The 9,761-nt window shown below is 38.9% G+C and carries 11 protein-coding genes; all 11 read right to left on the reverse strand.

Features of this window, described 5'->3' with window-relative positions; genetic code table 11:
• Nucleotides 1–20: 20 nt before the first annotated feature.
• Nucleotides 21–395: a TnpV protein gene (locus WMO25_RS09740; RefSeq protein WP_001129922.1), complete on the reverse strand. Its 375-nt coding sequence runs from the start codon at nt 393–395 to the stop codon at nt 21–23.
• Nucleotides 376–3,297, reverse strand: coding sequence for a DEAD/DEAH box helicase family protein (locus WMO25_RS09745; protein WP_231301769.1), 2,922 nt, complete (start codon nt 3,295–3,297; stop codon nt 376–378). Before WMO25_RS09745 ends, WMO25_RS09740 begins: the two co-directional genes overlap by 20 nt.
• 12 nt (nt 3,298–3,309) lie before the next feature.
• Entirely contained in the window at nt 3,310–4,689 is a 1,380-nt protein-coding gene (locus WMO25_RS09750; protein WP_195839719.1) for a phospholipase D family protein, read from the reverse strand.
• A 19-nt stretch (nt 4,690–4,708) separates the two neighbouring features.
• Nucleotides 4,709–4,918: a DUF6219 family protein gene (locus WMO25_RS09755; RefSeq protein ID WP_009300563.1), complete on the reverse strand. Its 210-nt coding sequence runs from the start codon at nt 4,916–4,918 to the stop codon at nt 4,709–4,711.
• A 75-nt stretch (nt 4,919–4,993) separates the two neighbouring features.
• Complete coding sequence (locus WMO25_RS09760; RefSeq protein WP_008119059.1) at nt 4,994–5,518, reverse strand: flavodoxin family protein; 525 nt, start codon at nt 5,516–5,518, stop codon at nt 4,994–4,996.
• A gap of 24 nt (nt 5,519–5,542) precedes the next feature.
• A complete protein-coding gene (locus WMO25_RS09765) occupies nt 5,543–6,100 on the reverse strand; it encodes a hypothetical protein (RefSeq protein WP_044925306.1) in 558 nt (185 codons plus the stop codon).
• A 45-nt stretch (nt 6,101–6,145) separates the two neighbouring features.
• The gene (locus WMO25_RS09770) at nt 6,146–6,451 is read right to left on the reverse strand and encodes a hypothetical protein (RefSeq protein WP_028087788.1); all 306 of its coding nucleotides are present in this window, start codon (nt 6,449–6,451) and stop codon (nt 6,146–6,148) included.
• 105 nt (nt 6,452–6,556) lie between these two features.
• Complete coding sequence (locus WMO25_RS09775; protein WP_028087787.1) at nt 6,557–7,651, reverse strand: replication initiator protein A; 1,095 nt, start codon at nt 7,649–7,651, stop codon at nt 6,557–6,559.
• A 24-nt stretch (nt 7,652–7,675) separates the two neighbouring features.
• Nucleotides 7,676–8,542: a ParB/RepB/Spo0J family partition protein gene (locus tag WMO25_RS09780; RefSeq protein WP_026650282.1), complete on the reverse strand. Its 867-nt coding sequence runs from the start codon at nt 8,540–8,542 to the stop codon at nt 7,676–7,678.
• Nucleotides 8,532–9,338, reverse strand: coding sequence for a ParA family protein (locus WMO25_RS09785; protein WP_026650281.1), 807 nt, complete (start codon nt 9,336–9,338; stop codon nt 8,532–8,534). The genes WMO25_RS09780 and WMO25_RS09785 overlap by 11 nt, the downstream gene beginning before the upstream one ends.
• Nucleotides 9,310–9,702: a plasmid mobilization protein gene (locus WMO25_RS09790; RefSeq protein ID WP_073113076.1), complete on the reverse strand. Its 393-nt coding sequence runs from the start codon at nt 9,700–9,702 to the stop codon at nt 9,310–9,312. Before WMO25_RS09790 ends, WMO25_RS09785 begins: the two co-directional genes overlap by 29 nt.
• Nucleotides 9,703–9,761 lie beyond the last annotated feature (59 nt).

A 9,761-nucleotide genomic window follows, 5' to 3' on the forward strand; every position in this document is an offset into this window, starting at 1 on the left:
CCCTGCCACTAATCATCTGTTTATGCAAAAATAATTTCCTTTTCCACAATCTCCCTCGCACAAGCCCTTATGTTATTGAGGCATCCTGTCCATTCTAAGGCGTTTTCTGCCTTTAGCTGTTCCGTTATGCCCTGTGCCTGTTTCATACCCTCTATGAGCCTTTCAAAGCGTTCCTGTGCCTGTCTGTTGATGTCGGCAAGGTAGGCGTTTAGCCTGCCGCTTGTAAGAAGATTGGTGTATGTAACTTTACGGTACTGTTTTAGATAATCTAAATGCCGTTGCCCCCAGATGCCTATTGCCTGTTCTTCTTCGGCGGGTACAGTTAAGCACGGTATCAAATAATCCCCTTGCCTTTCGTATTTGCCGCCCAGTTCCTCAAATAATGATTTTGCCATTGTCTGTTACCTCCACATTCTTTTTTATTTTGAATGTCCGCAAAATCCGTCCTACATCTATGGGATTACTTGGAAGATTCCAGTGCATAATCACACGACAATAATTATGAAAATCCAATCCTTCCTGTCCGATTGATGTTGTGGCGAGCACAAATGGACGCATTGGTGAGTTAAAGGCATTTCTGATATTTTCTTTACGCATGACTACCTTGGAATTATCTCCTGCATCCTTTGTAAATCCAACTGCATAACTCGACCTTATTCGACATCCATCACTCTTCCTGTCAGCTCCGTTAATACGTTTTTTGAAATCAGGATAAGTATCAGCGATATAGGTGGCTGTATGTATCTTCAATGAATCCATCATCATGTCATGCACAATCTGATACTGATTTCCATCCGACTGAAAACCTGCTGTTTCTTTCAGCATATGGATATATTCATCAATCATTGCCTGAAAACAGCCATCTTTACAGTATTTAAGTACATTCTGCCAATGGGAATTATCATCCCTGCATCTGCCATAAGCAAGATCAATGATAGCTGTTGACTCCGGCAAATTGAAATTATTGACAAATACCTTTGCAAGCGATGTTGCTCTGGCTGTGCTTCTTCCATTAGAACGATAAATGCATATTGCTGGCGAACCCAGTACCATATTTACCAATGTTTCCAGAAGATCCTCCGGCTTTCTTCCAAGATGAATCTCCTCCGGGGCATCCAAATAACTTCTTAGCTTATCAATATGAGCAATAAAGCCCTTATTTCTCTTATCCTTTGAACTGCTTCTGACCTCAGATGTTGTATCCTCTTCGTCTGTATTCATTTCCCACACAATATCCTCTATCCAATGCTTTGCATAGATGACTCCATCCATGAGCATCGGTGCAAGATAATACCACCTGGCATCTTCCTTATTGTTACCCGAATCACCATACTTTTCTTCGATTATCGCAAGCTTCTCTTTCAGTTTCAGCCGTACAGATTTCTCTATTACTTCTAATGATTCATGATTATTCAATGACTCAATCGGTAAATACATATCAGAAAGTGTCTTTGAAGGATAAAGCAATGCAAACAGGCTCATGCCTCTTACTTCTCCATTTGAAACATTAAACCTGAGCCTTGCCACCGGGTATCGTCTCGAACCATCCGCAAAATACCCCGTATTCTTCTTATCCTGATTCTTTATCTGATGTACCAGTTTTCCAACTGTAAGTCTTTCCGCCTCATAGGAAACAAGCGCACCTATCATTCGTGGAACCATCTCCCATGCAGAAAATACAAGTATTTTTGAAAAGCCTTTGCTGTTTTTATATGCTCCCTGCATCTCATAATATGGCAGTGATGGAGGAATCCACAGATATTTTTCTGCACCGCCGGTAAATGCTTTTTCTTTCAGTGCCTCAAGCCTTGCATTGGTTTTCGGCAGTTCATCATATTTATTGATTTTATTGCGATTCAGCCACAAGAGACATTGTTCTCTTTCACTTCCAAATTCATCTGGATGTTTTATATAATATTTTTCAATCTGCTCTTTAATCTTATATTTCTTCATAAAGGACATAAGATACGGACAGCTCTTTGCATAATCTACCGGTAAAGAATGATTTGAATCCGTTTTTGACAACAATCGTGACATCTGTATATAGGAGTTTATGTCATTTTCATCTATCTGCAAATGATGCTTCACGCTGCTGTCATCCGTATAATCACCGGAATCCATGACAGATATACGCTCTGTCCTGCTGACTCCCTGATACATGGCATTTTCTGCCAGCTCCTTCATACGGATAATTGCACTGTCCCCTGCCTTCAACTCACTTAGAGCATGGGAATAATTCTTCCACACTTCCTTAAATTTAATGTCTTTGACTTCATCATCAAAAAGAAAGTTCATAACCTGAAAAAACTCTGCATAATGCTCATCAAGCTGATTTTCATCTATCTCTTCAAGGGTAGAATACAATTTATATGGTGTAGCCGACAACAGAAGTACCCTTGTATCATGTCCACTAAGGAAACTGTGTGCAAGAATACCAAGCTCACTGTCATCGGATGACAAAAGAAACTTAAATCTCTGAAACTCATCCATGATTACCAGATCCGGCTCAAGCATAGATACACTGATTCTCGCAAACATCACACGAAGCTTATTCATCACATAGTAATTGGAATATGTAAGCTGTTTATTGTATCTTCTTTCATGCAAATGATTAAGCAGCATGTCCCTTATACTTTCATACTCCTGATAATTAAGGATTTTTTCTATCACATTTTGTGGATAGACACCCTTCGTCATCTTTTCGCATTCTGCCACACGATTTTCAAAGTTCCATTTTGCCCATCCATCCCATGCTTTTACAGCATCCATTATCATAAATTTTTCAAGAGAAGTTACATGTCCTTTAAAGTCCGGCATTCTCCTTAAAATGGCATACATAAGTGCTCTTTCCTGCACACTTCCACCTCCGGTGGTCATGCGGAAAGATGTTTCCGGTGTAAGTGGGATAAGCTGTATAAAACCTTCCTTTATCTGCGGATCATTTTCCTGCTCAGTAATCTTTAAATGCTGCATAGACAGTCTGGTATCTGATACTGAGCCGATGGCATTCTTTCCTGTTACATCAAGTTTTCTGATATTCTGATTTGCTATGTTCTGATTAGAGCAGATATAAATTACCTTAAACAGATCATCTTTCTCTTCGATTCTAAGTCTTGCTGTCTTTACAATTGCTCCTCTGGCAATAAGAGTTTTTCCCATACCCACTTCATCTGCTACAAGCACACGATTCTGATTATGCCGGAACAGATAATCCACTCTCTCCACAGTCGCTCTTTGAAAATCCTTCAGACCGGAAAGGGTACGCTTTTCAATTTCATCTATATTAAATTGTAACATGACATCACCTCGTTATCTTCTGATTTTCAAAGTATTACAAAAAGTCTCATACAGTTCACGGAATTCATCCGGTATAATATCCTTATCTGTAACCATCTTAAGCACATATCCAATGTCTTTTATTCTTTCCGGCCCTTCTACAGATGTCTTTAACATCTTTTCATAGAGTGCCGGCATTGCATCACTCGAATTGGCAAAAAAGCCGGATTCTCCCATCTGCTTTCCTTCAAGCATAGATGCTACATAATCATCACCAAGTACAAACGCTATGTACTCAACAAATGATGCCCTATCTTTTACCACACTGTTTACTGCAGCACTTTCTCTGTCATCCGGGAAACCACTTGTAGGGATCATAATAATTCTGCGAATTGTATCATCACCTGATCTTGCAGTAATCTCATAGAACTCTGATAACTGCAAGATCTCAAGCTCTGAAAACTCTATATGTTCTGACAATGTCTGCTCCTGCTTTGAATTAAATGGTGATACTGTAACCTCACTATCAGATTCAATACCACTGAACTCAACCTCTATCTTGTACTTTCCAGCATTCTCATTATCTTCTGAAATTACAGCCTGCCTTTTCACTCGGCACAAGTCCTTAATTTTCTGCTCCAGCAGATTTCTATTGTCACTTTCTGTTTCCAAAACAGCATCCGCTACTGTAACCTGCTCAAATGGATTCTTTGCATCTCCTACCGGTCCACAGAATATATCCTCTAAGAATTTATCCCCATTCAGATACATATTCTTTGTACCAAGCCACAGCATCATTTCAACATTTTTATTAATTGCAGAATAGGAAGCATTCATGGAACCAAGATACAGGTCAACATCTGAATATTTCCTTCTCAGATAGATTTTTGCATGAATATCCTGTTTCTTTTTATCTGCGAGTTCATCTGAAATTTCTTCCTCACCATCTATAATCTCATCCTTTAATGCATAGATGGTAAAATTATCTACATCTGATGCTTTGAGTTTTCCAAGCTCAGAACGTCTCGTAACAAGTGTTCTCTTACAGTCCGACAATGCCCTGTCTGTCAGGTTAAAATCTGCAATCACACTTTCTGATAAAAACGGAGACATCACTACAAGCTCATTAAATGTCGAATTGGCATTTCCTCTTTCCTTGCAGAATAGGATATCCTCCTGCATCCGGTAAGCATTTTTTCCAATACCAAGTGGAAGCACTTCAAAATCCTCTCCAAATATTTTACTATCAAGTGAAAAGGATACATCCTTAATGTCTGCACATAATCCACGAATCAGGTTTCTTTTCTTTCCGGCATTATTGCTGGTATTATGCACATTCATTACAAGATAATCCAGAAAATCACAGATAGGCTGAGTCTTTTTCTTCTGTCTGACATTTTTACTGCTATCCATTGCAAAAAGGTTGATTGTATTATTCTTCATTTCCTAATGATATTGGTTCTTTCTTTGTTTTCTTGTTTTTAGATATCATCTTATGACCTGTGTAAATAGCCATAATCATACAAAGCAAAGAACTTGCCGCAAAATATTTATGGCTTGATTTTGAACCTTTATATCCGCTATAAAAAGTTCCTAGCATCGTTATCAATGCTCCGACAGACCAATATTCATGAGCTTTCATTCTAACATCTCCCTTTGTGTTAATTTTAATATGTACCGTTTGATGAAATATGCAAACAGGAATTTGGAACGTGCTTTATAAATTTTTTCCGATCCCCTCAAGTTCGTTCATGGAATCCTTGTTTTTTTCAAGTTCATCTCTGGCTGTTGCATAATATGATTTTTTGAAAAGCATATCCCATGAAAGATATTTTGCCATACAGTCAAACTGCTTATCAATCAGCTCATACTGGATACTGTCTACGGGAGAACCGCCTACAACAATCGTGCCAACTTTTTTATTTTTTAACTGCAATCCACGGCAGTAGCACTTATCAATGATAAGTTTCAATTGTGCTGACATTCCCCACCAATAAACTGGTGTAGCAAAAAGAATCATATCTGCGGCAGCAATTTTATCAATTGTAGGATTTGTATCATCCTTATCGACGCATCCCTTAGAGCATTGACAGACACCACATCCCTTGCATGGTGCAATGTTGAGTTTGTCAGGTTCAATGATTTCAATTTCATTCTTTTCTGATGCTCCTTTTATAAATGCATTGATTGCTGTCAGCGTGTTTCCTTTTCTGGCACTTCCATTAATGATTACAATTTTCATGCGTGTATCCTCCAACTTCCGATTTCATGATATCATTTCTAATACAGATTTTACCGTATTTTTCAGATTCAGTCCATCTTTTAATCCCAGTCGATAGAAAAATTCTTCTGTTTCTGCTCCACTGCTAAAAATTGCATTACAGTATTCCGTAATCACTTCTTCCTGTTCTTGGGATAACGTTTCCAGTAATTTCTGGTATTTCTTATCAATCTCACTTACTGGCTCTTTATCCTGCTTTAACTTCCATTCTGAATATGCTTTCCCCATATGCTCTGTAATTGTCAGATTCACAAATTCCTGCACTTCCTCGGATATGGTGCTCGCAGATTCCTGTTTATCTTTCTTTTTATCATTTGATTTTTCAAGTGTCGTGTCATCAATATAACGAATGATTTCTCGAATATTTGACTTCATCGACTGCAGATATCCTTTCATCAGCACAGCTACTTTTCTAGCATCCGATTTTTCGGTTTCTTTTTCCAGCATATAAAACTCTTCCAGTTCTTTCAGAATATCCATCCCTGCTTTCATCTGAAATTCCACCTCAAGCAAATCATCCATCACTTTATATAATTCTTCCATTGTTTATTTCTGCCTTTCCATATAGCGCCACTATATTTTCCACAATCATCCAAAAATAAATTCCTGTAATCCACATTTCACAACTTCAATTACTGCAACTATCCCCATACCGATATGTGGGAGTAGAACAAACACTACTGTCGTAATAATCGCTGATTTCATTGTCCAGTCCGTACTGATTCCAAACCCAATACTCAAAACTTCTGTCACAACAGAGATTCCGGCTATCAGATAGCAGAATCCAGCAGATAACCCAACCAGGAACACCAGCACAATATTCACCGCTGCAAGTACCAGCCAAACAGGAGCTGCAATAATTCGAAATGGCAGTTTTATCATAAATCTCAACATAATTCTTCCTCCTACTTTGTGCCCAGTGGACACAAGGTTATTTTAGCATATCTGCCAGATATGACTATCTCTTTTTAAACTTCGTGCCCAGTGGGCACAAAGTTCTTACCTGTCTGGAATATCCTTCCCCCAGTACATGTCATGTCGAACTTCAGCATCATAAAACTGATTGATTGTTGCAGGAGCGTTATACAATACCGTCAGCATATACTGCCGGATATTCTTCACTTTGCTTGTACTCCTGTCAAGACTGAAAAACACATACTGGATGTGTTCATACCCGACTTTGAGCAAACGGCTCTTGACCACTTGTGTAGGCACAGCTTCCCCATTGATCTGTTGATATGTCTTTGTCGAACATATTGCATCCAGCATCAGCTCTACCAGCTCTTCTACTCGTCCAGTTCCATAGCTCTGACAAAGGATCTCATATTCGATATTATCATGAATTAACTGTCGATACTCATTTCTCTCCTGTATCCTATCTCTCCCTTTCTCTTGTTCAGATAGATATTGATAAGATTCATTCTCACTAAATTCAGTATAATTATATTCAGTATTATTACAGTTTGTTTTTGAAACTTCTTGAAGTTTGTTTTCTAAACTTCTTGAAGTTTGTTTTTCAAACTCCTTGAAGTTTGTTTTTGAAACTTCTTGAAGTTTATTTTTCAAACTTCCTGAAGTTTGTTTTTCAAACTTCTGTGTATTTACGGGCTTTTCCGGCTCTTTTTTCGCATATTCTTCTATTTCTGTCTCTGTATTTTCTTTTCTCTCTGCTACATTTTCCGGTGTTTCTTCCGAATCAAAGATTGCTGGCTCATCTGGATATTCTGTCAGGCTGAAATTTTTCACGTAAATAACATTTGTTTTTCCAAGTCCGATTCGCCTCTTCTCAATCAATCCAATCCCTTTTTCCTGATCCAGCTCTTTTAGACAATTCACAGCCTTATTCCTGCCACAGTTAAGCATTTCCATAATCTCTTCCACCGAAAAGAAAATATATGCCCTGTCCTCTTCATCAAACCACCGGTTCTTGATGGACAGTGACATCCGGTCTAACATCAGTCCGTACAGCACCTTTGCTTCGCAGGAGAGATTTTTAAAATATTCACTTGTAAACAGCAGTTTGGGAATACGATAAAAACTGTACATATCGCATTCCATTCCTTGAAAATAATGGAATGTTGCTCTTATACTCATGACACATCCCTCCCTTCGTACTTATCAATGATTCTGATTGCTCCATTCCTCCAAAAGCTGACATATAACAGTCCGTATCTTCTGTTCATCATACTCTGGAGGAAAATACTTCTTAATTTCATCCTGTTTTAATGTTACCGTTGTTTTCTTTTTACGCTCTCCTATAACCAGGAGCCGCACAATCTCTTTTGTCAGCGTTTTTTCTTCTCGATGTTGCCTTATTTTTTTTGCCTGTTCCAGACTTGGATATTTTCCGGTACTCTCATGCACTTCCTCCACCATCTCCTGTTCTGGAACCGTAAGGTAGGAAAGCTCTACACCTACCTGCAATCCGATCACATCACGATCTACTGCGTTTAATAGGTCATTCATCAGATAAGTAAGCCGGATATAGCGATACACCTGCCTTGCACTGTCATTTGCGTTCTTTCCAATGTCTTTCGCACTGATACCGCCTGATGTTCCCTGATGATTCATTGCTTCCATCTTCATACGGTAAGCAAATGCCTTTTCACTTGGGAGTATATTAGGTCTCTGCAGATTGCTGTCTACCATCGCACGGACAGCTGTATCTTGATCCATATTTCTGATAATAACCGGAACCTCTTTAAGACCAGCAAGTTGTGCCGCATGTCTCCTTCTGTGACCGGCGATGATTTCATATTCACCATCACCCAGCGGTCGTACCAGTAATGCTGTAAGAATTCCCTCTTCTTTCACACTTTCCACCAGTTCCGCCATTGCCTCATCATCATTTACTTGAAATGGATGGTTCTCGAAAGAATGTAAATGCTCAAGTGAAACCTGCTGGATATCGTTCGTTTCTTCTCCTCCTCCAAGTAATTCATCATAAGATGTCAGTTTTATCTTCGATGCACTTCTACCTTTCATCCAAAAGCACCTCCTGTGTCATCTGCCAATATGCAGCCGCTACTTTTCCTTTTGGATCATGCTCAAATATGCTGATTCCTTCCGCACTGATTTCAGCTGCTCGTACTGAAAATGGAATACTCTGTGGAAAAATCTTAATCTGGTTTCCATATGTATCAAAAATCAGATCAGATATATCTCTTGCATAGTTCGTTCGGTTATCCACCATTGTGATCAATATACCTCCAATTTTCAGTTGTTTGTTAAGCTGTCTTCGCACCTTTCCTATCGTCCGTATCAGCTGTTCTAGACCCTTTACAGGAAGATAAGCCGCCTGGACAGGTATAATAACTGCATCGACACTGGCAAGTGCATTGATCGTCAGCATTCCAAGTGATGGCATACAGTCAATCAATATATAGTCGTATTCTTCTCTCATTCTTTCTATATATTGTTTTAAGACAAGTTCCCTGCTCATAATATTTACAAGTGAAACTTCCATTCCAGAGAGTTCGATGTTTGCCGGAATCAAATCAATTCCTTCCTGGTGATGTAAAATTCCCAGTGTATTTTCAAATAGTTCATCTTCTACAATCTTTGTCAGAATAGTAGCCAGTGTGATTGGTAATTCATCTGGGTTATGATACCCAAGACTTGCTGTCATACTTCCCTGCGGATCATTGTCAATCACAAGCACTTTCTTCCCTGCTTTTGCAAGTCCGACTGCCAGATTCACGCAACTTGTTGTCTTGCCAACCCCGCCTTTTTGTGAACACAATGCCAGCACTTTACAATCCTTCATTACTTTCTCTTCCATCCTTTTTATCCTCCCATAAATAACTTGAACCTTTCAGCATCCATAATGCTGCTTCCAAAAATGCAAGATACCGTTCTGTCATACTATCAAGAACCGATTCTGAAATAACTGGTTTTTCAGACTTCAAATCTTTTGCCACATCCTCCAAAACCAAACTCATTTCCTTCATTTCTGACCGGATAATCTCAATTGTTTCTTTCTTTCCAACAACACATACATGATTGTAAATGCATGATCGGACGATATAATCCTGTTTTTTCATTCCGCTCACTTTCACTCGTTCTTCAATTGTTGCTTTTTCATAAGAATTCACCCGAAAAGAAATGGTCGTTGTGTTGTGTTTTCCATGTCTGTCACCAGCCATCGCTTATTCCTCCTCTTCCTCATGTTTCTTATCTAGCAAACCTGCTAATTTACTCTGTG

The sequence above is a fragment of the Coprococcus intestinihominis genome (assembly GCF_040096555.1).
GTDB lineage: Bacteria > Bacillota > Clostridia > Lachnospirales > Lachnospiraceae > Coprococcus_A > Coprococcus_A intestinihominis.

Bases quoted from the DNA above. Each gene is read 5' to 3' on its own strand.
- WMO25_RS09740 (WP_001129922.1), bottom strand. From the start codon at position 395: ATGGCAAAATCATTATTTGAGGAACTGGGCGGCAAATACGAAAGGCAA.
- WMO25_RS09745 (WP_231301769.1), bottom strand. From the start codon at position 3,297: ATGTTACAATTTAATATAGATGAAATTGAAAAGCGTACCCTTTCCGGT.
- WMO25_RS09750 (WP_195839719.1), bottom strand. From the start codon at position 4,689: ATGGATAGCAGTAAAAATGTCAGACAGAAGAAAAAGACTCAGCCTATC.
- WMO25_RS09755 (WP_009300563.1), bottom strand. From the start codon at position 4,918: ATGAAAGCTCATGAATATTGGTCTGTCGGAGCATTGATAACGATGCTA.
- WMO25_RS09760 (WP_008119059.1), bottom strand. From the start codon at position 5,518: ATGAAAATTGTAATCATTAATGGAAGTGCCAGAAAAGGAAACACGCTG.
- WMO25_RS09765 (WP_044925306.1), bottom strand. From the start codon at position 6,100: ATGGAAGAATTATATAAAGTGATGGATGATTTGCTTGAGGTGGAATTT.
- WMO25_RS09770 (WP_028087788.1), bottom strand. From the start codon at position 6,451: ATGTTGAGATTTATGATAAAACTGCCATTTCGAATTATTGCAGCTCCT.
- WMO25_RS09775 (WP_028087787.1), bottom strand. From the start codon at position 7,651: ATGAGTATAAGAGCAACATTCCATTATTTTCAAGGAATGGAATGCGAT.
- WMO25_RS09780 (WP_026650282.1), bottom strand. From the start codon at position 8,542: ATGAAAGGTAGAAGTGCATCGAAGATAAAACTGACATCTTATGATGAA.
- WMO25_RS09785 (WP_026650281.1), bottom strand. From the start codon at position 9,338: ATGGAAGAGAAAGTAATGAAGGATTGTAAAGTGCTGGCATTGTGTTCA.
- WMO25_RS09790 (WP_073113076.1), bottom strand. From the start codon at position 9,702: ATGGCTGGTGACAGACATGGAAAACACAACACAACGACCATTTCTTTT.